This is a genomic window from Bacillus infantis (assembly GCF_008180445.1).
GTDB classification, from domain to species: Bacteria; Bacillota; Bacilli; order Bacillales; family Cytobacillaceae; genus Bacillus_AB; species Bacillus_AB infantis_B.
On record NZ_VTER01000002.1, the window covers coordinates 409,019 to 433,565 of the forward strand.

17 protein-coding genes and 1 other annotated feature are annotated in these 24,547 nt (G+C 44.7%); of the genes, 13 read left to right on the forward strand and 4 right to left on the reverse strand.

The features are described 5' to 3' along the window. Positions 1-45: 45 nt before the first annotated feature. From hemL to ysxE, 3 genes are all read left to right on the forward strand, one after another. Positions 46-1,335 (forward strand): glutamate-1-semialdehyde 2,1-aminomutase, encoded by a 1,290-nt coding sequence (gene hemL / locus FZD51_RS04310; RefSeq protein WP_148973634.1) that lies wholly within the window; start codon positions 46-48, stop codon positions 1,333-1,335. A gap of 202 nt (positions 1,336-1,537) precedes the next feature. Continuing rightward, complete coding sequence (spoVID, locus tag FZD51_RS04315) at positions 1,538-2,827, forward strand: stage VI sporulation protein D (RefSeq protein ID WP_148973635.1); 1,290 nt, start codon at positions 1,538-1,540, stop codon at positions 2,825-2,827. A gap of 117 nt (positions 2,828-2,944) precedes the next feature. Beyond that, positions 2,945-4,015, forward strand: a complete 1,071-nt coding sequence (ysxE, locus tag FZD51_RS04320; protein WP_094766949.1) for a spore coat protein YsxE — start codon at positions 2,945-2,947, stop codon at positions 4,013-4,015. Between the two features lie 6 nt (positions 4,016-4,021). Here the strand turns inward: ysxE and FZD51_RS04325 are convergent, their stop codons facing one another. Beyond that, positions 4,022-4,213 (reverse strand): hypothetical protein, encoded by a 192-nt coding sequence (locus FZD51_RS04325; protein ID WP_009796068.1) that lies wholly within the window; start codon positions 4,211-4,213, stop codon positions 4,022-4,024. A gap of 164 nt (positions 4,214-4,377) precedes the next feature. Continuing rightward, positions 4,378-4,615: a binding site (T-box leader), on the forward strand. Positions 4,616-4,687: 72 nt separating this feature from the next. On the opposite strand from FZD51_RS04325, the gene FZD51_RS04330 reads away from it, so the two are divergent. The 4 genes from FZD51_RS04330 (at position 4,688) to FZD51_RS04345 (ending at position 13,589) form a co-directional block, all read left to right on the forward strand. Further along, positions 4,688-7,330 (forward strand): valine--tRNA ligase, encoded by a 2,643-nt coding sequence (locus FZD51_RS04330; protein WP_148973636.1) that lies wholly within the window; start codon positions 4,688-4,690, stop codon positions 7,328-7,330. 78 nt (positions 7,331-7,408) lie between these two features. Further along, positions 7,409-8,722, forward strand: a complete 1,314-nt coding sequence (locus FZD51_RS04335; protein ID WP_148973637.1) for a bifunctional folylpolyglutamate synthase/dihydrofolate synthase — start codon at positions 7,409-7,411, stop codon at positions 8,720-8,722. A 128-nt stretch (positions 8,723-8,850) separates the two neighbouring features. Continuing rightward, positions 8,851-10,566, forward strand: coding sequence for a sensor domain-containing diguanylate cyclase (locus FZD51_RS04340; protein ID WP_338120372.1), 1,716 nt, complete (start codon positions 8,851-8,853; stop codon positions 10,564-10,566). 194 nt (positions 10,567-10,760) lie between these two features. Further along, a complete protein-coding gene (locus FZD51_RS04345) occupies positions 10,761-13,589 on the forward strand; it encodes a VWA domain-containing protein (protein WP_148973638.1) in 2,829 nt (942 codons plus the stop codon). 62 nt (positions 13,590-13,651) lie between these two features. On the opposite strand, the gene FZD51_RS04350 is transcribed toward FZD51_RS04345, so the two are convergent. From FZD51_RS04350 to FZD51_RS04360, 3 genes are read right to left on the reverse strand one after another with little or no spacing between them, the layout of a single operon-like run. Next, a complete protein-coding gene (locus FZD51_RS04350; protein WP_148973639.1) occupies positions 13,652-15,640 on the reverse strand; it encodes a hypothetical protein in 1,989 nt (662 codons plus the stop codon). Next, positions 15,633-16,217 (reverse strand): PilW family protein, encoded by a 585-nt coding sequence (locus FZD51_RS04355; protein ID WP_148973640.1) that lies wholly within the window; start codon positions 16,215-16,217, stop codon positions 15,633-15,635. The genes FZD51_RS04350 and FZD51_RS04355 overlap by 8 nt, the downstream gene beginning before the upstream one ends. Next, complete coding sequence (locus FZD51_RS04360) at positions 16,201-16,701, reverse strand: type IV pilus modification PilV family protein (protein WP_148973641.1); 501 nt, start codon at positions 16,699-16,701, stop codon at positions 16,201-16,203. The genes FZD51_RS04355 and FZD51_RS04360 overlap by 17 nt, the downstream gene beginning before the upstream one ends. A 424-nt stretch (positions 16,702-17,125) precedes the next feature. Here FZD51_RS04360 and FZD51_RS26040 point away from each other — a divergent pair, with 424 nt between their 5' ends. From FZD51_RS26040 to FZD51_RS04390, 6 genes are all read left to right on the forward strand, one after another. Further along, on the forward strand, positions 17,126-18,313 hold the full coding sequence (locus tag FZD51_RS26040) for a hypothetical protein (RefSeq protein WP_187445624.1): 1,188 nt from the start codon (positions 17,126-17,128) through the stop codon (positions 18,311-18,313). A gap of 84 nt (positions 18,314-18,397) precedes the next feature. Beyond that, the gene (locus tag FZD51_RS04370; protein ID WP_148973642.1) at positions 18,398-19,150 is read left to right on the forward strand and encodes a PRC-barrel domain-containing protein; all 753 of its coding nucleotides are present in this window, start codon (positions 18,398-18,400) and stop codon (positions 19,148-19,150) included. A gap of 17 nt (positions 19,151-19,167) precedes the next feature. Continuing rightward, entirely contained in the window at positions 19,168-20,565 is a 1,398-nt protein-coding gene (locus FZD51_RS04375; RefSeq protein ID WP_148973643.1) for a G5 domain-containing protein, read from the forward strand. A gap of 21 nt (positions 20,566-20,586) precedes the next feature. Further along, complete coding sequence (locus tag FZD51_RS04380) at positions 20,587-22,248, forward strand: GspE/PulE family protein (RefSeq protein WP_148973644.1); 1,662 nt, start codon at positions 20,587-20,589, stop codon at positions 22,246-22,248. 10 nt (positions 22,249-22,258) lie between these two features. Continuing rightward, positions 22,259-23,299: a type IV pilus twitching motility protein PilT gene (locus FZD51_RS04385; RefSeq protein ID WP_148973645.1), complete on the forward strand. Its 1,041-nt coding sequence runs from the start codon at positions 22,259-22,261 to the stop codon at positions 23,297-23,299. Position 23,300: 1 nt separating this feature from the next. Next, complete coding sequence (locus tag FZD51_RS04390; RefSeq protein ID WP_148973646.1) at positions 23,301-24,506, forward strand: type II secretion system F family protein; 1,206 nt, start codon at positions 23,301-23,303, stop codon at positions 24,504-24,506. The last annotated feature ends 41 nt before the right edge of the window (positions 24,507-24,547 follow it).

Here is a 24,547-nt window from a genome sequence, read left to right on the forward strand (position 1 = left end):
CCATCCTATTCTTAAAGTATTAAAAAGAAGAAAAGAGGGAAAAGCATGCGTTCTTATACTAAATCGGCTGAAGCCTACAATGAAGCGAAAAGGCTGATGCCTGGCGGCGTCAACAGTCCCGTCCGTGCCTTCAAATCGGTCAATATGGATCCGATCTTCATGGAGCGGGGAAAGGGCTCGAAAATCTATGATATTGATGGCAACGAATATATCGATTATGTGCTTTCCTGGGGGCCGTTAATCCTGGGGCACACAAATGACAGGGTCGTGGAAGGGATCAAGAAGATCGCTGAACTTGGCACAAGCTTCGGCGCTCCGACCATTGCCGAAAATGAGCTGGCCAAGCTTGTGATTGAACGGGTGCCGTCCATTGAGATTGTCAGGATGGTTTCTTCAGGTACAGAGGCGACAATGAGCGCCCTGCGCCTTGCCCGCGGATACACAGGGCGCAACAAAATCCTTAAATTTGAAGGCTGCTACCATGGCCATGGCGATTCCCTTCTGATCAAAGCAGGCTCAGGTGTCGCTACGCTAGGGCTTCCTGACAGCCCCGGGGTCCCTGAAGGTATAGCCAAAAATACTATTACAGTACCTTACAATGATATGGAAAGCGTAAAATATGCTTTTGAGCAATTCGGCGAAGATATTGCAGGGGTCATCGTAGAACCTGTTGCCGGCAATATGGGGGTAGTCCCTCCTCTGCCGGGATTCCTTGAAGCATTAAGGGACATAACGAGTGAATATGGGACGCTCCTGATTTTTGACGAAGTCATGACAGGCTTCCGTGTCGGCTATCATTGCGCTCAAGGCTATTACGGCGTTACCCCTGACATTACCTGCCTCGGCAAAGTAATCGGCGGCGGCCTCCCTGTAGGCGCCTATGGCGGCAAAGCGGAAATCATGGAGAGAATCGCCCCGAGCGGCCCAATCTATCAGGCAGGAACACTTTCAGGCAATCCGCTGGCCATGACTGCCGGATACGAAACGCTGAGCCAGCTCACTCCTGAATCGTACAAAGAATTCGAACGGAAGGCAGACAGGCTGGAAGAAGGCCTATATGCAGCAGCGAAAAAGCATGATATCCCGCTGACCGTCAACCGTGCCGGTTCAATGATCGGTTTCTTCTTTACAAACGAAGAAGTCATCAACTATGAAAAAGCGAAAACCTCCAACCTGGACTATTTTGCTTCTTATTACCGTGAAATGGCAAATGAAGGAGTCTTCCTGCCTCCATCCCAATTCGAAGGTTTATTTTTATCAACCGCCCATACGGATGAAGATATTGAAAAAACATTGAACGCAGCCGAGCTTGCATTTTCCAAGCTGAAAGGCTGATGAAAGCAGGCCGGTTGAATCCGGCCTGTTTTTTTGTGTGTCTCCTCATAAACGAATTCCCCTCATTGCCTCATTAACATTCACCCCCCTGCTCTCCTGGGCTCCATAACTTTTCACAATCTAATCATAATTACTATCAGCCGTTCATAGAGTGATAATGACATAGTGATTATACGTGAAAGAGCTGAAAGGAGGAGTCGCTTTGTCCCAGGAAGATCAATCATGCCTGCGCTTTTCTTTAGAAGAATCCGTCTGGTTCCAAAAAGGACAGGAAGTATCTGAGCTTGTTTCTATTTCGCTTGATCCGAATATAACCATCCAGGAACATGAACAATATGTATCGATTCAAGGATCGCTGAAGCTGGCCGGGGAGTACCGGAAAAATGAAGAAGGTGAACTGGAAGAATCTTTTGCCAGTCCAAAATTCATTCAATCCATTGAAGAGAGGGAAGGGGGGATCTGTGAATTTTCTCACCATTTCCCTGTTGATATAACCATTCCGAATAATAGGATAGGAAGCGTCTATGATTTGGATGTCTATATTGATTCTTTTGACTATCAATTCCAGGAAAGAAGCTGCATGAGGCTGACAGCAGATCTGACCATCACCGGCCTCTATGGGGAACAGCAGCATCCTGCCGCGGAGTATGATGAGGAAGATGCAGCACAGGAACACGATGAAAGGCCGGAAGAAGAGGAAGCTGAGGCAGAAGCTCAGGAAGAGGAGCCGCAGCAGGATCATTTTGAGCCACTGCTTGCAGCAGAAGAGGAGACTGAAAAGGAGCTGGAGCCTTTATTCCGTTCGGCAGCGCCGGCAGAGTTAATAATAGAGGACGATGAAGAGGTGCAGCTCCCGGAATATGCCGGTTTCAAAGATTCTATTTATAAAGCCGGGGCAGGAGCGGAAGAGGAAGATGAAACAGAGAACGCAGAAGCTGCCGGTCTGTTTGCCCCTTTTACTGCCGAAGCGAGAAAGCAGCCGGAGGAGGCTGAAAAAGAAGAAAAGCCGGCAGCATTTTTTGACACCATCAAAGATCATGAGCTTCCGGTCCCGGAAGCAGCATACCATGCTGAACCTGCAGAACAGGTGCCTGACCATAGCTTTGCAGCGTTCAGGAGTGAAAAGGCAGCAGAAGATACTTATGCCGGTAACCAAAAGCCGGAAATGCAGCCGGCAGAAATATTGACCGGCTTCAAGGCCCAGCAGGAGGAAAGTGAATCTTCTTCTGACCAGGCTCCAAAAAAGAAGAAAGCAGCCAATAAGAAAAAAAGCAAGAGCTTGTCACTGGCTGAGTTCCTGGCCCGAAAGGAAGAAGAGCAGTCTGCCAGGATGAAAGTGTGCATCGTCCAGCATGGCGATACGCTCGATATTATCGCAGAAAGATATGAGGTTCCTGTTCCGGCGCTGCTGAGAGTCAATCACCTGGAGCTGAACCAGGATGTTTATGAAGGCCAGGTGCTGTATGTCCCTGCGCATGCCTATCAGAAATAGCCTTCTGCAGGCAATAAGACATGTATGAAACAGGCTGGGCAGGTATGGAGGTACCTGTTCAACTGTTTCTTTTATTTCCGGAGGATTACTACGCCAATAAGAAAGTGGGATACGCGTATGGAAGGAAGCAACAGATTAGCAGCGGTTTCCCCGATTTTAAAGCACTATGCAGTCCAGCCCCACTTTGTGGAAGACTACGGCAGGACCAGGAAGATCTATTCCGATAAAGGCGTTTTTGCACTGAAAAAGCTGAAAGCAAAGCATGGGACTGATTTCATCAGGCAGGTTCAGTCCCTTTATCAGAAGGGCTACAACCGGATAGTGCCGATCTATCCGGCTGCCGACGGCCGCTACGCTGTTTTTCATGAGAGTGAACTGTATTATTTAATGCCATGGCTCGCCAATGAAGAAAAAGAAAATCGTTTTGAACGCCATCAGCAGATGTTCCGGGAACTGGCACGGCTCCACACACTGTCATTGAAGGAAGTCAATGTCACCAGCGAGGAGCGGCAGGAGCATTATGAAAAGACCCTGCTCGCCTGGGAGAAGGAGACAGAATTCTGCGAGGGATTTATTGATGAATGTGAAAGAAAGCAGTATATGGCGCCATTCGAGCTCCTATTCTGTCTGTATTACCATGATATTACCCAGGCGCTGAAATTTTCGAAAGGCAAGCTGAAGGACTGGCATGAAAAAACGAAGGATGATGAAAAAGCGCGGACCGTCATCATCCATGGAAAAGTTTCAACAGAACATTTTCTGTATGACGAAAGAGGCTACGGATATTTCAGCAATTTTGAAAAATCGCGCCAGGCTTCCCCGCTGCATGATCTTCTGCCGTTTCTATCGCGCTCTTTAAGAAGCTACCCGAAGCGGAGCGATGAAAGTGTTGAGTGGCTGTATACCTACTTTAAATATATGCCGTTCAAGCAGGATGAAATGCTCTTGTTCCAGAGCTATCTTGCCCACCCGGGTCCTGTCCTGAGGGAGGCGGAAAACTACCATAAGAACCGCGGTGCCGCAGATGAAAGAAAGCTCGTCCAGCAGTTTCAGCGCCAATTCTGGCTTCTGAAGAATACAGAGTACATCGTCATGAGGATCGACGAAATCGAAAGGCAGAAGCAGCAGGCACAGGAAGCTGCAAAAGCCCAGGCCGAACAGGAAGGAGCCCCGGACAATTCGTCCTGAGGGCTCCTAAATGAATTCAAGATGGAGTGCCAGAGCCAGCAAGATAAAGACTGAAAGCAAAAGAACATCAAATGTCGTCGGAATGAGAATGGTCCGTATTCCCTGAAAGACACAGAAGGGAATTATGAATTGGGCACAAACACTTCTAAAGGTCCTCAGCCATGGAGGCAGGGTATAAGGATTGAATTTCCTTTTCATCTGTTTTCCCCCTAATCTCTTTTACACCATTCTATGTCCCTTCCCCAGGTTAAGTGCCTATTTTTTAGAATCGTACGGGCGGATGTATGATTTTAAAAAATATTGCCGATACTTATTGACTATAAACCGCGAAATTCGGTACTATATCATATATAAATATCATTAGAAAAGCATTGACAGGGAAGAGTACGGTGCAAGCTGCTTAAAGAGAGGAAAACCACAAGCTGAAAGGTTTTCCAGGCAGAATCATCGGAATGTCGCCCTTGAGCTTCTTTCGCGAACAGAACCTGTTCACAGTAGCGAAAGACGGGAAAACCGTTATCAGATTAAGCGCCTGGCAGGATTGCATTACTTGCCCGGAAAAAAGGTGGTACCGCGAAATCAGCTCCATTCGTCCTTTTATTGACGGATGGAGTTTTTTTAGTTGTTCAGGTACCCACAACACTGATAGATACAAGGAAGGCAGGGAATACAATGGAGAATAATGAATTGGCGATGCCAACAAAGTATGATCCCCAGAATATTGAAAAGGGACGGTATGAATGGTGGATCGGTAACAAATTTTTTGAAGCGAAGGATGATCAAAGCAAAGAGCCTTATACGATCGTCATACCGCCGCCGAACGTAACAGGAAAGCTTCACCTCGGCCATGCCTGGGATACCACGCTTCAGGATATCCTTACCCGCATGAAGAGGATGCAGGGCTATGATGTATTATGGCTTCCGGGCATGGACCATGCCGGCATCGCAACACAGGCGAAAGTCGAGCAGAAGCTGAAAAGCGAAGGGAAATCCCGCTACGATCTCGGGCGCGAAGCATTTGTCCAGGAAACATGGAAATGGAAAGAAGAATATGCAGAGCATATCCGCCAGCAATGGTCTAAGCTCGGCCTGGGACTTGATTACAGCCGTGAGCGCTTCACAATGGATGAGGGGCTTTCCAAGGCGGTCAATAAAGTATTTGTCTCTCTTTATAAAAAAGGCCTGATTTACCGGGGCGAATATATCATCAACTGGGATCCAGCCACAAAAACAGCGCTCTCCGATATCGAAGTAATCCACCAGGATGTCCAGGGCGCCTTTTACCATATGAACTACCCGCTTGCAGATGGTTCAGGATCCATTGAGGTCGCCACAACCCGTCCAGAGACCATGCTTGGCGATACAGCGGTAGCGGTTCACCCTGAAGACGAACGCTATCAGCATCTGATCGGAAAAAATGTTGTCCTCCCGATTACCGGGCGTGAAATCCCGATTGTTGCCGATGATTATGTGGATAAGGAATTCGGATCTGGCGCAGTGAAAATCACTCCTGCCCATGACCCGAACGATTTTGAAATCGGGAACCGCCACGATCTTCCGCGCATCCTGGTCATGAACGAGGACGGAACCATGAATGAAAATGCCGGCAAATACAACGGCCTCGACCGCTTTGACTGCCGCAAGCAGATCGTGAAGGACCTGCAGGACAGCGGCGTACTTTTCAAAATTGAAGAGCATATGCATTCTGTCGGCCATTCTGAGCGGAGCGGAGCTGTGGTTGAGCCATATTTGTCCACACAATGGTTCGTCAAGATGCAGCCGCTGGCAGACGAAGCGGTAGCACTGCAGCAGAAAGAAGATAAAGTCAACTTCATCCCGGACCGCTTTGAAAACACATATCTCCGCTGGATGGAAAATATCCGCGACTGGTGCATCTCCAGGCAGCTCTGGTGGGGCCACCGCATCCCGGCCTGGTATCACAAGGAAACAGGCGAGGTGTATGTAGATTCCGAGCCTCCGGCTGATGCTGAGAATTGGACCCAGGATAATGATGTTCTTGATACCTGGTTCAGCTCCGCCCTATGGCCATTCTCTACAATGGGCTGGCCGGATGAAGAAAACCCTGATTTCAAGCGCTATTATCCGACAGCAAGCCTTGTAACAGGCTATGACATCATCTTCTTCTGGGTATCCAGGATGATTTTCCAAGGCCTCGAGTTTACAGGAGAGCGCCCATTCAAAGATGTACTCATCCACGGACTGGTAAGAGATGAGCAAGGCAGGAAAATGAGCAAATCACTCGGCAACGGTGTAGATCCGATGGATGTCATTGCCCAGTACGGTGCCGATTCACTCCGCTACTTCCTTTCAACTGGAAGCTCGCCTGGACAGGATTTGCGCTTCAGCATGGAAAAGGTAGAAGCAACTTGGAATTTCGCCAATAAAATTTGGAATGCCTCCCGCTTCGCCCTTATGAATGTGGCTGGCCTGAAATTTGAAGACATCGATTTAACAGGAGAAAAGTCCGTAGCTGATAAATGGATCCTCACAAGGCTGAACGAAACGATTGAAACGGTAACAAGGCTTTCAGACCGCTATGAATTCGGTGAAGTCGGCCGTGTGCTTTATAACTTCATCTGGGACGATTTCTGCGACTGGTATATTGAAATGGCGAAGCTCCCGCTATATGGGGAAGATGAAGCTGCAAAGAAAACGACCCGTTCAATCCTGGCTTATGTACTGGATAACACGATGAGGCTTCTTCATCCGTTCATGCCTTTCATTACAGAAGAAATCTGGCAGAACCTGCCTCACAGCGGCGAATCAATCACTGTTGCCGAATGGCCGAAGGTGAAAGAAGAATACACTGATAAAAAGGCAGCAGGCGATATGAAGCTGCTTGTTGAAATCATCCGTTCTGTCCGGAACAGCCGTGCAGAAGTGAATACACCATTGAGCAAAAAGATCAAGATGATCCTGAAGCCGAATGATGACGAGGTTCTTGCTACTCTCACAGCCAATAAAGCTTATATCGAACGCTTCTGCAACCCGGAAGAGCTTGAAATCAGCCCTGCTGCCGCAACACCTGACAAGGCGATGACAGCAGTCGTTTCCGGAGCTGAAATCATCCTACCGCTGGAGGGGCTCATCAACATCGATGAAGAAATTGCCCGGTTGAAAAAAGAGTGGGATAAGCTGGACAAAGAAGTAGAGCGTGTTCAGAAGAAGCTCTCCAATGAAGGCTTTGTTAAAAAGGCACCTGAAAAGGTCATTGAAGAAGAGCGCGCCAAAGAAAAGGACTATACTGAAAAGAGAGCGATTGTCGAAGCTCGCTTAAATGAACTAAAAGGGTAAACCACCCATAACGGAAAAGGCGGATCCAGGAAGGATTCGTCTTTCCGTATGGTTTCCTATGTATGGAGGCAGATACTTATGTTTCAAACGTACGAAGAAGCAATATCCTGGATCCACTCCCGTCTTCGCCTCGGAATCAAGCCAGGGCTCAAGCGGATGGAATGGATGATGGAAAAACTGGGCCATCCTGAAAGAAGGCTCAAGAGTGTACATATCGGAGGGACGAACGGCAAGGGATCAACGGTTGCCTATTTGCGTTCCATCCTTGTGAGTGCCGGATTCAAGACCGGTACCTTCACCTCTCCTTATTTTGAACAATTCAATGAAAGAATCAGCCTGAATGGCCAGCCTGTCAAGGATGAAGACATCCTCAGGCTTGTTAACGATATTTACCCGCTCAGCGAGGAGCTGGAAAAGACGGAGCTTGGGGCACCGACTGAGTTTGAAGTTATCACTGCAATGGCCTTCCGTTATTTTGCCGATGTGAACCCTGTTGATGTCGCCATTTTCGAAGTCGGCCTGGGAGGGAGATTGGATTCGACCAATATCGTCCATCCGCTTCTGTCCATCATCACCAGCATCGGCCTTGATCACACGGCGATCCTTGGAGATACCTATGAACAGATAGCCTTTGAAAAAGCGGGGATCATCAAGAGCGGCGTCCCTGCCTTGACTGCTGTTTCACAGGAGGGAGCCCTTTCTGTTATTGAAAAAACAGCTAAAGAGAAGAACGTGAAGCTGTACAGGCTAGGCAGCGAAATCGGAATCAGTGATCATCGATCGGCTGACCATGGTGAAAGGTTTACCGTCAGCACGATTTTCCGGGAATACAAGAACCTTGAAATCAGCATGCTGGGATCGCATCAGACAAGGAATGCAGCGCTTGCCGCTGCGGCAGCAGGAATCCTGAACCAGTACTACTCCTTTATGATAGAAGAAAAAGATCTCAGGAAAGGTCTGTCCGAAGCCTATTGGCCAGGCAGGCTTGAACTCCTTTCTGACAATCCTGTCGTTCTCATGGATGGAGCCCATAATGAAGAAGGCATCATGGCTCTTGCCGATGAGCTTGGCAAAAGGTATGACGGCAAAAAAATAGCAGTTGTCTTCGCAGCATTGTCAGACAAGAAGCTGGACAAAATGATCAGAATTCTTGATGAAGCTGCCGATAGAATTACTTTTACCCAATTTGATTTCCCCAGGGCGGCGGATGCTGAAATGCTTGCCGGATTTAGTATATCTAAAAATAAAACGGCTTGTGCCAGCTGGGAAGAGGCCATCAGGACAGAATTGTCGAACCTGCAGTCTGATGATGTTCTGGTGATTACGGGGTCGCTCTATTTCCTCTCTGCCGCAAAACCATTTCTGAATAGGCTGCTAGAGGAAAAATGTTAAATACTTTGGTGGAGCAAAGCAATATTAGAGTGACAAATTTTAGGAAATTTGATACAATAATATTTATTTTGTGACTATTCTACTATATTGTAAATATTTGGGTATTTCGAGGCGGAAGGATGGGGATTATGGTTAAGCAGGGAGCGATAAAATACATATGGATCATCTGGGCGCTGACTGTGCCTGCCGGAGTCTGGCTTACCTATACCCTCTATCCTCCGCAGCCTGCAGCTTTGAACGTCGATGTCCTGGCATTTATGCTGCTTATGTTTTTTGTATCATCCATGCCGATCATCATCAATAACGTGCCCGTGTTTATGCTGCAGTGGGTGGCATTTGCCGTTTTTTTATCTTTCGGCATTTTTATCGAGCTGCTCCTTGTACAGGCTTCCGTCATCTTTCTCCTCCTGAAGCTCAGGCTGCCGAAAAGCCAGTCATACAGGTTTCCGCTCAATTCATTCATGTTCTTTGTAGTGTCCTTTATAAGCGGGGTGTTCTATTATTCCCTTGGCGGGAAGCAGGGAGCCGACCTGATGGAGCACGGCCCATCCTTATGGCTGTCCATTCTGTATCCGATTGTCTATTATGTTGTGAATCAGCTTGTCCTTTCCCTGATCCTCTTTTTCCTGCACAAGCAGAAAACGGATTTCTTCGGGAAGGATTTTATATGGGAGTCACTTACATCGATCATGACGCTGCCGGTCGGATTCATGCTCTACATCCTGTATAGGGAAGTGGGGCTTTTATCCATCCTTTTTGTGGGCGTCCCGTTCGCCAGCCTGTCTATCATTCTCGGGCTCTATAATTCCAGTGAAAAGGTGAACGATTATCTGCACAAAGCAGCCGAAATCGGCCATCAGCTTGCTGAGCGCCTCAACAGGAATGAAGTGATGGAGCTTTTTATCGAAAAGCTGATCGGCATGCTGCCGGTAGACTATGCTTATATCCTCGATGTGGTCGATGAGTCTGAACTCAAGCTCCTTTACCAGGTAGAGGATGGAAAAAGGACCACACCGTCAGCCCTTCCGCTGCGCAGAAATGAGGGCATCAGCGGGCTTGTATGGGCGACAGGGAAAGCTGCCCTGTTCAGCACGAAAAAAGAATGGAAGACAGCAGCCAAGGGCTATATGCCAGAAGAAGTCGAAAGCGTCCTGTGTGTCCCTATTGCCCGTTCAAGCAAAGTTGTCGGTGTCCTTCTTCTCGCATCCCGCAAGAAAAGGGCCTATGAAAAATATCAGCTGATGATTGTGGACATCCTCTGTTCCCACTTCGCTGTCGCTATTGAAAACGCCAGGAATTATGAAAGGACGAAGGAAAACAGTGAACGCTGCGCTTTGACGAAGCTGTATAACTACCGTTATTTTGACGGTCTGCTTGCTGAAGAGTTCATTGGAATGGATTCTGGAAAAAGGAGCGTCCTTTCGCTCATCATCCTGGATATCGACCACTTTAAAAGAGTAAACGATACTTTTGGGCACCAGAGCGGGAATGAGATCCTGATCGAACTGGCAGAAAGGCTATCATTGCTTACAGAGCCATACGGAACGATAGCGCGATATGGCGGAGAGGAATTTGTTGTCCTGCTGCCTGACACGGAAAAGCAGGATGCTCTTGAATTAGCCGAAGTCATCCGCCTTGCCATCGCCACCCAGCCTTTTACCATCAGCCAGCATATGGACGGAGACGGCTCCAGACTCCCAGTCAGCATCACCGCCTCGATCGGCGTAGCATCTGCACCAGTGGATGCAGACGATCCGCTCGCCCTCATCCGGCATGCCGACCGCGCTTTATATGTAGGCGCCAAAAGGGCAGGGAGGAATCGGGTGGCGGAGTATGTGAAATAGGAAAATCCCCTGTTGGGGATTTTTTTATTTTGTTCTTTTATGGAAATTCCTGTTATGAAAAATCAAACTGCAAAATATGATAAATTCCGCAAGATAAAGCTTTGGAATCTATAGGTAAATTGGTATAATAATAGTAAAAATGACACAGCTGACATCTGAGAGTTTTATATAGAGGAAAATGAGAAAGGGGGAACATGATGAGGAAATATAATAAAGCTATATCAGCCATCCTTATGCTGCAGCTGCTGATCCTTATGCTTTCCTATACAGGAAAGGACATATTGGCAGCAGAAGAGGCGGGGGTCGATTTTAGTGCAAAGGCGTCGCAATCTGTCATCGTCAAACCGCAGAACAGCAATGCCGAGGGAAGCATCGACATCCATCTGACGCCAAAAGGCAAAGCCACAAACGCAAACCGCGACCCGATAGATGTAGTGTTTGTTTTTGATAAATCGGGGTCGATGAATGACTCTGGCAAGAATCCGCAAAAGTTTCAGAGTGCCAAAGATGCCATGACGGCAGCTGTGAACTTTTTTAAGGAAAATGCAGGGCCGAATGACCGGTTTGGCTTTGTGCCGTTTGACGATGGTGTTGAAACAGGGAAGGTTGTAACATTTTCTCCCAACAATAATATAGCCAGCCTTAACCTGATCAACTCCAATTCGAATAGCCTTTCAGCACTTGGAGGAACCAACTACACGCAGTCTCTGGAAGCAGCTTTAGGTATGTTTGGGAACAGCACTAATAATAAATATGTATTGTTTATGACGGATGGGGAGCCGACGTTTTCCAACGTGAATGAGAAGGTTACATACAGATCCTGTGCTTATATATTCTGGGGCTGTGAAAACGTGACAGCCTTGAAAGAAGTACATTATGAGATCTATGGCCAAAAGCCTAACTTAAGCAATTCGGTTTATTTCTATAATGGCAGCCAGAAAACATTTATAAGCAAATCAGTTAACGAAACAGTCGAAAGTATAAGGGCCCATGGAGTGAGTATGGCCCAAAAACTTGCAGAGAAGGATGTTAAACTTTTTTCCATAGGTTTTGGCAACAACACTGAAGTTGATATGAATTATTTGAGGAGCCTTTCGTCTGTAACAGGTGTGGCGGCCAGGCAAGCAACTCAGGAAAATATCGCTTCCATTTTCCGTGATATTTCTGCTGACATGGATACGCCAGCCATCAGCGGGGAGATAAAGGTAGATTTGAAGAAATACAGCAGTAAGGTAAGTTTGATTGAAGGCACCGGAGCAAGAATTGATGAAAACGGCTTCGCCAGCATCAAGTTCAATCTTCCATATCCAATAAATCAGAATGCACCACAGCCTATTGATCTAAATCTTCCGCTCAGCTTTAAAGATTTGGGAATTTATACTTTTGACAATATCAGCATTGTGTATACAGATTTAAATGGCCGTAAAATAACCAAGCCCCACAGTCCGGTAACAATTGAGGTTAAAGAGGATGCACCACCTGGCTTCAGAGGCACTATGAACTTAAAGGGAACAATCAATACCCCTGATAATCTTATTAAAATAAGTGGGTCAACTGATAAAACAAATGAGTTTGAAGTGGAGTATACGCTCAATCCTTATGGCCTTGTGAATAATATAGTTAAGGGTTCTTTGACCGACCTGAAGATCGTTCAGCCGCTTCCTAGAGGTCTCTCACTGGTAAGTTCGCCAGGAGCGGAGAATTCAAAGGACAAAGAAGAAATAATTTTAACCTTACCCCAAACGATTGGCTATAGCAACGGACGCTTCAGTCCGGAACAGGTGACAGTTTCTTTCAAGGTAAAGGGTGAGTGGGCACTCAGTAATGTAAAAATGCCTGCTGCAACTTTACATTATAAGGACAGCCGCTCTGGAAAAGAGAACCAAACAACAATCGCGGCCTCCAGCCAGGTCATTAATATGAAAGTTAGGCTGAAGGACACGACAAAGCAGCAGGCATATGATGGTGATGCAGCAGGCATCATCAGTAAAATCGATCTTAGCGACAATGGGAAAAAGCTGGCGCAGACAGGGTTCCCAAATGATCAGGGGCTGCTTAATCAGCCGATCATGGATATGCGTTTTACTGATAACAATAAAGCAATTGAAGTCTTCTACAGTGATAAAAAAAGCAAGGCTACAATTTATCTGGTACTTGATTATGAAATGACAGGTGTAGACACAGGCAAGTCATATAACAGCAGCGAAAAGGCAAATGAACATGTAAATGTTAAACTGACAAAGCTGGTGGCAGGACAGGGAGTAAAATACTACCACTCGGTTACAACTGATAAAGGGACCACTGATTGGAAGGAGTTTACACCTGACGAGGTGATCCTATTAACAGAACCAGGTCAAAACATAATTAAAATTAAATCAGCAGGCGGTTTCTCCGCAAGCGATCTTCCGGTTACTAAAACAATCACAATTGAGAAAAGAATAGAATCAATCAGCGTTTCACCGGATCCGATTGAAGTGGAGGTAGGCAAGACTGCCGCATTCCAATTAGTAATACTGCCGGCGGATGCAACCAATAAAAATCTCAATACTACAGTTTCCAATACTGATATAGCTGCAATAGTAAATGGCAATTCAATTAATGGCAGAACGCCTGGTATAACTGAGCTTATCGTCAAGACTACCGATGGTTCAAAATTGGAAGCGAGAGTCAGGATCATAGTAAAGGACCCTTATATCGGTCTTGAGGAAATTAAATTTAAAAAGCCGGTATTTAAATTGAATCTTAATGAAAAGATTGCGATTGAATCAGTGCTTATTTTTAATCCGGACAACGCCACCAACAAAGAAATCGTCGAAGTGGCTTCTACAGTTCCAGGGAGTGTTGCTGTTAAGGAAGAAAATGGAAATTATTATCTGGTGGCTGAGAAGGCGGGCTATTCAACTGTTACTGCTGAGGCAGAAGAGCAGCGGGACAAATCCAAGCCAAAAGCTTCAGCACTGTTTGAAGTGAGTGATAAACAAGCGGGCGGAGATAATGGGGCTTCCGGGGAAGGCAGATGGTAATCAAAAAGGTGCTGATATTTCAGCACCTTTTTGATTTATTTTTTAATCTTCATAAACTAAGTCTAGTATACAAGCAATTCATCCGAAAATATTTGCAGCTGCTCCATTATAGGAAGAGTCTCAATCCGTTTCAGCAATACTTCCTGATCATACTTAACAACAAAACGGGAAAGTTTTCCCTCCTGTAACTTAGGCAGATCATCTATACTTTCAGTCACGCCCCGGACTGCATTAATCGTTAGTTTTTGCTTCGCAAAAACACCGCCATGTATATAGAAGAGTGACCCGACTCCATAAAGGGTTGCTTCCTTTTCTGTATAGAAGAATCCTTTCAGTGGAGTGATATTCTTGTCAAACTTCTTTGGCAAATAAGGCTCTCCATCTTCATCCACAGAGCTGTATTTATTGAATTCATCTATCCGGGTTATCAGCAGATCATCTTTTGCCATTAAAATGATTTGCTGTTCATTTCCATTAGCATCTTTAGCCCCTACAATATTGGCATTTGATATGGAAGCTTTCCCTCCAGTATATACGACTGAATCAAAGGCAACGGAGTCATCTTCGATAGAACCGTCTGTTTCATTGCCATTGATGGTAAAATGTTCACCCGTAATAATATCCTCGTTAAAAATGATGGAAGTTTCATTAGGGAGAAGAGTAAGACTGGTTCCGGTCATTATATTGCCTTTTATAGATAGGGAAGCATTCTTGTACGACTCTGCAGAAATTGATTCAGCAGAAATGAGATCGCCGCCAAGAGCGATTTTCTCTCCATAATTTAAAATCACAGTTTTTCCGGTCACATAAATATTTTTGGATAAAGTAATATCCTTATAGCTCATTATATACAAATCACCATTTACAATGATTGTGCTATCCATATCTATTGGAAATTGGGTGCTCATTATCACAAGATCGCCATTCACATTTGTATCAGTTTTTATTTCAATTTTCTCATCCCGGCTGTCAATAACATAACCTTCCGCCAGAGGGATGACATCTTCGCTAGTCAAAGAGGTCTGGCTTTCAGCATTTTCAATTTTTTTTACATAGCCCTCCGGGTTAATTTGATAGGAGGTTCCTGCTAACTTTTTGATGCCTAAACTTATAATATCTTTTAATTTTTCCGCATCATCAGGCATTCTGACATCGAGTTTAGCATCTCTCTGCAGGGCAGCTATTCTTTGATTCATCGTTTTCTCAAAATCGATATTAAAAAACTGGCTGTCATGTTTTAAAGGGGGAGCTTGCCCCCTATAAAAATTTTTGCTCTCCGATACAACAGGCAGCAAATGAGAAGTACTGCTGTATATGTCGCCCATTAGGGATGGCTTCGGTGTGCTTACTGTTTTTTCCTCACCATTCCGGTAAATATAATGAGCATCCTCATCTATTGCAAGCCTGTTGGCATAAGTGTTTCCGGCTATATTTGGAGAGCCGTTCAAAAAAAGTCCCGAATCCTCTTCATCCGCCTCTGACCCGACTGCATATTTTAAAAAGCTGGGCAGGGGAGATAGAATGATCCTCTTTTTTACTGTTCGTGAAACTTTACCTTCTGTTTCTGCCGGATTCTTCGTTACCAAAACAAAATCAAGAACTCTGGTAAAGTCCTTATCTGTATCAAGAGTATAAATCGTGTCTCGTTCCAGCTGCCTTCCACAGGAAGAAGAAGGATCAACAGCGGCAGGAGATCCGCTGCTGACATCAATAATATTAATACATTCAAAAGATGAGCCGGAATTTTTCTTTGTGTCTGATAGCAGAGACGAAAGCAGATTTCTCATATCAGTATTATAGGAACCTTTTACCTTATTATTTTCAAAATCCATATAATAATCGAGCGGCAATGAAGACAGTTTTCCCGATAGGTCAGCTGTCATAGTTTCCAGCACTTTTATGGAATCGTATGTAACATCTAAATCTGATTCTCTTGTTTCTGTTCTTTTGACACTGCCAATGGAAGAGGCAAGAATACTCAGGCCCAGGACCGTAAAGATCAAAGAAACAAGCATGACGGTAATCAGGGTATTGCCCCGCTCATTATTCATTAGAAGCGCCTCCTCCAGTAAAGCCGAATTTGCTGTCTAAGTACAACTTATCGTCGAGCCTTTCATCAGCCAGAACCAAATTTAAGCTGATCATAAAACTTTGGCAGTTCCCGCTGACGGAATTGCTGCAGGCAAAGCTGATTTCTGAGTTTGAAAAATCGGCAGAAACATCTAGCTTGGAATTATTAATTTCAATGGCACTGGCCTGGCTATCGCTGCCTTTATCGGTCAGCTTTATTTGAAGAGAAGTCAGCTGTTCATTTTCTTCATTCTTATTAACTGAATAAAAGCTGCTGTCTTCAACTTTTTCAACCGCAGTATGCCTTGAGTCAACCAGCTCAAGGCAATTGGTTCCGCAGCCTTTTACATAGTCAAATGGAAAAGAATAAAAGGTGTTCATGATCATGGTCGCTGCATAATCAGCATCATCCCTCAGCTGGCCTTCAACCTGTATTTTGTTATAAAGCTTAACACCGGAAGTGAAGACCCCATAAATGACTGGCAAAATAATCATGGTAATGGCCATTGCGGCAAGAAGTTCATATAAGGTAACACCTTTATTATCGAAGATCTTCACTTTTTATAGCCCCTTCAATTATTGTTTCTTCGGTTTTTCCCTGGTTTTCCCACTTAACAGAAGCTTCCAGAGGGATAAAGGATGAGGAAAATTTGCTATAATCCTTTCCTTTTCTGATCGTAACGTCAAACGGAATATTGTTGACGGTAATCTTGTCTTTTCTGCAGCCGGCCGGAAATTCAGACCTATCGCCATGCCAATCGGCTATATAGCTGTTATTGCATATGTAAAGGGACAGGCCAGACAGATTGTCTTCCAGAAATTTTTTTCTTACTTCTATAAAACTCTCATTTTCGATGAACATTAGTGCATTTCTGGCAACGTTAACAGCAGCTGTTTTATTTTGGCTTCCGCTGGTATAAGTATAAGCTTGTGTAAAAAACTTCATTGAACCTAACAGGATAATGCTCAGGATCGCAAGAGATAATAAAACCTCTATTAAAGTAAGGCCTTTTGAACTATTATAAATTTTTTTAAGTTTCATTTAGACCCTTCTTTCTTTCTTTCTTATCTTATTATACAATATTTTGTAGTTATATTTGTCTTTATAGGTCGAAAAATGATACTTCTCTTTCATTTTCTAGATATGGCAAATAAGCCTAATTTACCACTTAGGGGGAGTGGATGATATGAGCAATTATATATTTGCGTTATGTTCACTTGTTCTGCTTGTTCCTATCCTGTATTTTCTGCCGCTTGGCATCAGCAGGAAAGGGAAGATTATATCAGTGGCTGCTTCCTTATGCGCAGCAGGCCTTGCCCTGGCTGCCCAGGATGCATTTCTTCTTTGGCAGAATGCTATTCTCATCCTGCTGTTCATAATGGTCTGTGCTTATATCTTTGGAACCAGAATGACCGGATTATTTTTTGCGGCAGAGTCAGCAGGCATCGAAGAACGGACCAATTCAATGAAGCATAGTCAATTTCCAGATAAAGAAACAAATTTCAGCGGGAATGAAGCATACATCAGCGATACCATTACCATTTATACGGAAAGTCCCGCTTCTCCGGCTGCCGGAGTTCCTGATGAGTACAATGCAGAGTTAACTGGAAATTCCCAAGAGAAGGCAGATACTTCGCTGGAAATGGTGGATGACTTGGAAAACTTTCTGATCAGAGAGACAGCAAAGAATGACGAGGTTGGGATTTTAAGCGATATTGAAACAATCTCTTATTTGGAAGAGTCTGATGACATAGAGCCAGTTCAGCAAGATGGAGAAAGTACCTTGGAGGCTGTAAATGCAGACACATTATTCACTGAAAATGAGGAAGAAGCTGGCAGTGAAGGGAATTTGCCAGGAAACATTTCGAAGCTGGCCGGATCAGAGGAATTGGGTCTGCAGGATTCTGATGAAATACAAAGAAGTGACGAATATTATTATTTGGCAGACATAGAAAAAATGCTGGATATGCCAGATCAAGAATCTGAACCAGATCAAAATGAAGAACAAGATCTTGAGCCTGAACAAGAACAAGAACAAGAACAAGAACAAGAACAAGAACAAGAACAAGAACAAGAACAAGAACAAGAACAAGAAAGCGCAGAGGTAGCCTGGGGTGAGCGGGAACTTTTGGATGATTCTGAAAACCGGGATTCTCAAACGGATGGGGATAAAGGAAATGCAACTCAGGAAAATATTGATTCAATCTATGATATCAGCATCCAGGCATCTATTGAATTAGACCATTCTGCTCTTTCAGATGACATTGAAAATGGATATGGCTACTATTTTGATGATGCCACCCAAAATACTTTAAGCAATACAGGAGAGCTGGATATTCAGGAACCTGCAGAAGGGCAAAATTCTTCTAATAGAATGCTCCGCCATCAGGTTCTCCAGACTGCGGTCGACCAGTTGAAAGCCATGAAGATGACTATGTCAGCCAATGATTATGAGGCAATGCTTAAAAAATGCATGATTTCAAATCTTCAGCCGGCTGAATACTATACCTTTGCCAGCATCTTGATTCAGCACTATCTGTCATTTAAGGAAACTGCTAAATTAAAGAGGCTTCTGGGAGAACTTGAAGGGAAATATTCAAAACATCCAATTATCCGGCAAGAAATCCAATTTTTACAAAATAAATATTTTTAGAATTAGACTGATAAAAAATAAGGAAATAATGTAATATTACTGTTATGTGTGTAACGAAACTTTAATATAGGTGTGGTGACTTTTATGAAAAACAGTTCTCAGATTACCGGTCTTCCCATAATTAGCATTTCGGACGGTCAGCAGGTCGGTAAAGTGAAAACATTAGTGATAAATCCGGAAAAAGGGTCTGTAGACTTTTTGACAATTGAACATGAGGATTGGCAGGTAAGTGTCAAGGCGATCCCTTTTAAAAAAGTAGTGGGGATTGGTGAATATGCAGTTACTGTGGAGAGTGACAATGCTGTAATCGATCTAAACGAAATTCCAATTGCCAATCAGCTGGTGAACAAAAAAATCAAAATTATCAGCACTAAAGTAATGACCCGAAAGGGAGAACTGATCGGAGAAGCAATTGAATACTATATTGACGATGAAACAGGCAATATCCTTGGCATGGAGATGAAATCGGGAAGCAATGAAGAGGCTTTGCCTTCTGAATATGTTTTAACTTACGGGAAAGATATCCTTATTGTTAAAGAGGATGCTGCAGATGGCTTCCTAAATGATATCTCATTGCTGGACCCTCAGAATAAGCAGTTGAAAGAAAATGAACCATTCATTACTGATATTGCAATGGAAGAAGAATCGGATATAGAGACACTTAAGGAAAAGCAGATTGAACTTCTGAACGGAAAAAAAGTAACAGCAGACATATGGGGGCAAAATGGAACCGTATTAATTCCGAACGGGACTCTCCTTACGAGAACAATCATTGAACAGGCCCAGACAGAAGGGCCTAATGTAGTCGTTGAGTTGTCAATGAATGTTGAAGCTTAATAAGGAGGGCGCCTGGCATGAATAAAGCTCAATTTTTAAAGCTTTTTCTCGTACTGGGAATCAGTACAGCCTTCATTCTCTCGTTTTCGAAGATTGGGGCCTCTGCCTATGTAAATGTATTTTCTTCAGATGAAATATTCGGGTCTGGGACAAGGATCGGAAATGTGGATGTAAGCGGGTTAACTCATGATGAAGCCCTTTTGAAGATTTCAAGCGGGCAGGAAGTTTGGAGGGAAAATACCCAGCTGACCTTCCGGTATAAGGAAAAAGAAAAAAGTATTCCGCTGGAAATCTTTACGTTTGATCTGGACGAGTCGGTAAAGGCTGCTGTTAATAAAAACGACAATCAGCTCATAACAACAGTTGACGACAATCTTCTCACGGAATTGCTGCAGGGGATTTCCGCTGAATTGGCGGAAGGGAAGTTGGATTCATCACGTTTAATATCCGACTTGAGAATGTATGCTGCAGTCCTCGAAGACGGCAGCCATATGATCAAGCTGGATACATATCTGCCGGTTTCCGAAAGTGAAGTGGTTATTTCTGAAGCGTCAATAACCTATCATGAAGCTTCAAAAGATCTTGCAGACTGGGCTGAAAGATTTCCTTCCATTGAAATAGATCCTCAAAGCAGAATATCGATATTAGGGATCCTGAAAGAAAATAATATAGTTTATAATGAACGGTCCTTGAGTATCATTTCATCGCTCATCTATAGAACTGTCCTGTCCAGTAATTTTACTATTGCAGAGCGGCATATCAGCCGCGCCCTCCCTTCTTTCACGGAAGCCGGCTTTGAAGCCAGGGCTGATAAAAACAAAAATATGGATCTGATATTCCTTAACCCTAATGACCAGTCATACAAGCTGAAATTTTCTTATAGCGATGATTTATTTTATGTAGCATTAACCGGCCAGGAGTATATGTACTCCTATGATGTCAAATTAAAAGATAAAGAAACCTTTAAGCCAAAAACTGTTGTTCAGTTTGATGCAAAATTGAAATTTGGGGAGAAAAAAACAGTTGTTGAAGGTGAGGAAGGCCTTTTGGTTAAGGTTTACCGTGATTCGATCGACGAGAATGGTGCGCTTCTCAAATCTGAGCTCATTTCCGAAGACTATTATCCTCCGGTTCATAAAGTTGAGGTTCATAGTCTTACAATCAAGGAATCTTTAATCAGTCCGGAAACCAGTGCACCTCAAGTTGATGCTGTACCTGGGGACATAGGGACTTCACCAGTGCAGGAAGAAAATACTGACAGTACAGATGAGAGCGGTTCACTGGAAGATGACAAACAGGAAGGCGCAGCAGGGGCTATTGAAAAAGGAACTCAAACAGCTGATGGCAGCAGCATCTCAGATAAAGAGGATAATGATGGGAGCCTTTGGGGCAAGCCGAATGAAGAGCCTAAATGATGGTGGAAGGGGGACAAGCCAATGAAACAGACCCGCAAGCGCTTAGGGGATTTGCTGGTAGAATCAGGTTTAATTACTGAAGAACAGCTTCAGCTTGCCCTGGCAGAAAAACATAGGGACCAGCGGCTGGGCGATGCCCTCCTTCAAAGAGGCTATATCACGGAACAGCAGCTGATTGAAGTGCTGGAGTTCCAGCTGGGCATACCGCATGTCAGCCTCTTTAGATATCCTTTTGACACAAAGCTGTTCAGTATTGTTTCTAAGGATATGGCCAAGCGGAATCTGATCCTTCCATTAAAAAAGGATGGAGAAAAACTGTATGTAGCCATGGCTGATCCCATGGATTTCTATACCATTGACGATCTCAGGCTTTCAACTGGATTTCATATAGAAGCGGCAATCGCCACAAAGGACGATATTATCCGTGCCATCAATAAATACTATGACATGGATGAAGGCTTTGAAGAACTGCTAGATGCAGGACAGGTATCAAGGGAAATTCAGGAGGAGAAGATTGCCGACGAAGATTCTCCCATAGTCCGGCTGGTCAATCAGATAATGGCAAATGCGGCTGCGGTAAAGGCCAGCGATGTACATATTGACCCGCAGGAAACAAAGGTAGCCATAAGGTATAGGATTGATGGCGTGCTAAGAACCGAGAGGGTATTGCCTAAACATATGCAAAGTGTCCTGACGGCCAGAATTAAGATTATGGCTAATCTTGATATAACTGAGCACCGTATCCCTCAGGATGGCCGGATAAAAATGAATCTTGATTTTCATCCAATCGATCTCAGGATATCCACACTTCCTACCGTTTATGGAGAGAAAATCGTTATGCGTTTGCTGGATCTCGGCAGCGCTTTGAATGATCTTAATAAACTGGGTTTCAACAAAGTGAATTTAAGCCGTTTTACAGATATGATCGAGAAGCCGACTGGCATAGTCCTTATTACTGGCCCAACTGGATCAGGAAAGTCTTCCACGCTTTATGCGGCTTTAAACAGGCTCAATAGTGAAGAGGTAAATATAATCACTGTTGAAGATCCGGTAGAATATCAGCTGGAAGGAATCAACCAGATACAGGTCAACTCAAACGTAGGAATGACCTTCGCCACTGGCCTGCGTGCTATTCTGCGACAGGATCCAAACGTCATAATGGTCGGGGAGATAAGGGACAAAGAGACTGCTGAAGTGGCAATCAGGGCGTCGCTCACAGGACATCTGGTTCTAAGTACACTCCATACAAATGATTCTCTGGGAAGTATAACAAGGCTTCTTGATATGGGGATTGAACCGTTTTTGGCAGCTTCCTCGATTAGTGGAATCGTAGCCCAGCGGCTTGTCCGGAAAGTATGCCGCGATTGTGCAGAAACTCAGGCACCGACTAAAAGAGAGATAGAGATTTTTGCCAAGCGGGGAATGAAGATTGATGCAATTGTAAGGGGGCGGGGATGCGCTTCCTGCAATATGACTGGCTATAAGGGAAGGATTGCTATCCACGAAGTGCTTGTTGTTGACGACAGCATGCGGAGAGTAATCATGAATGGCGAGTCCTTTTCCAGGCTTAGGGAACTGGCACTTAAAAATAAGACTATTTTTCTGGTAGACGACGGGCTGCTCAAGGTAAAACAAGGAATTACCACAACAGAAGAAGTGCTGCGCGTGGCCATTCCTGATTAGGAGAACTGATATGACGGAAAAAGTAGACCTCCTGCTGAAAGCAGGCTTTGAGCTGAAAGCTTCAGACATTCACATAACAGTCGGAGTTCCCCCGATTTTTCGCATTAATGGCGAGATGAAGAGATACGGAAAAGAATCGATGCTCCCTGCTCATACAGAAGCAATGGCAAAGGAAATGATTCCTTCCCATATGTGGGAGAGGTTCAAAGAAAAGGGAGAGCTGGACTTCTCGTATGGTGTGCAGGGTGTTTCAAGATTTCGCGTTAACGCCTATCATCAGCGTTCATGCATTGCGCTTGCAGTGAGGGTAGTGCCGACGAAAATTCCAGCCCTTGATGAACTGGATCTTCCGCCTGTCCTAAAAAAGGTGGCCGGCAAGCCTCAGGGCCTCGTCCTTGTGACAGGGCCGACAGGAAGCGGCAAATCAACTACTCTGGCATCGATGGTTGATTTTATGAACAGGACGATGAGAAAGCATGTCATTACACTGGAAGATCCAATCGAGTACCTCCATAAACACGGCAACTGCATCATCGACCAGCGTGAAGTCGGCCTGGATACCAGCAATTTTGCCAACGGGCTGCGGGCAGCGCTGCGCCAGGATCCCGATGTGATCATGGTCGGGGAGATGAGGGATCTGGAAACGATACAAACGGCAATCACGGCGGCGGAAACCGGACATCTTGTCCTCGGCACTCTTCATACTTCGAGTGCACCTGCCACGATCAACCGGATAATCGATGTTTTCCCGCCTTCCCAGCAGGCTCAAATCAGAATACAGCTTGCTTCTGTCCTGGTCTCCATCATTTCGCAGCGGCTGTTTCCATTGGCGGATAATAAAGGCAGGAAAGCTGCAACTGAAATATTAATCAATAATTCAGCTGTAGCCAACCTTATCCGCAACGAAAAGGTCCATCAGATTACCAGTATCATGCAGACTTCAAAAGCGGCTGGCATGCATACACTGGACACGAGCATCAAGGAACTTGTCCAGACAGGCCAGGTTTCGAAAGAGGCAGCAATGCCTTATCTTTTGGAAAAGGTGAATTGATATGGCTCGGTATAAATACAGCGGCCGTGACTTAAAAGGAAAGAAATCAGGGATTGTAACAGCTGCTTCAAAAAGGGAAGCGATGCTTCAGCTGAAAGAATCAGGTATAAGGATTCTAGATCTTAACGAAATTCCTGAAACATTGCTGACTAAAGAGATATCAATCGGCAATCCGGTTAAATTACAGGACTTTGTTATCTATTTAAGACAATTCGCCACTCTGCTCAGGGCAGGAGTCACGGTCGTGGATGCAACCGGCATACTCTCTCAGCAAACAGAAAGCAAGGCACTCAAAAAAGCGCTTGCTGCTGTCGAGCAGGATTTAAGAGAGGGGAATTCTCTATCTGATGCTGCAGCAAAGCACAAAAAGGTTTTCACCAGTATGTTTGTCAATATGATTAAAGCAGGCGAAGCAGGCGGAAACATGGATGATACCCTGGAGAGGCTGGCAGTTCATTATGAAAAGCAGCATTTTACAAAGCAGAAGATCATATCTGCCCTTGCCTATCCTATTGCAGTCGGCATTATAGCAGTTGCAGTAGTAATTTTCCTGCTTGTGAGCGTTGTCCCGACGTTTGTGGAGATGTTCCAGGACTTTGGGGGAGAACTGCCGGCCATCACGCAATTCGTTCTCAATTCCAGTGAATTTATGCAGAAATACTGGTGGCTAGTCATACTATTGTTTGTGTTGATATTTGTTGGGATATCGGTTATCAGGAATAACAAGAATACGAAATACTATTTTGATTATTTCCTGCTCAGGCTCCCTATTTTCGGCAAAATGCTCCAGAAGGCTGCATTGGCCAGGATGACCAGAACCCTCAGCTCGCTTTTTGCAAGCTCAGTCCCCATCCTTCAGGCTCTTAGCATAGTTGAGAATATCGTCGAAAATGAAGTGGTGGCAAAGGTCCTTCAAAAATCCCGGACCTCCCTGGAACAGGGAAAATCCCTTACAGAACCGATGCGCAAACATTGGGTCTTCCCGCCGCTTGTTTCACAAATGATCGCTATCGGAGAAGAATCAGGATCGCTGGACGAAATGCTTTCAAAGGTTGCAGATTTCTATGAAAAAGAAGTAGAGAGCACCACCGACCGCCTAAAATCCTTGATAGAACCGCTTATGATTGTATTTTTAGCCGGTATCGTCGGAACAATCGTAACATCCATCATGGTGCCGATGTTCGAAATATTCAACCATGTCGGCTGACAACAAAATTTTGCAAAAAAATTACATTTTCGACTTTTGTT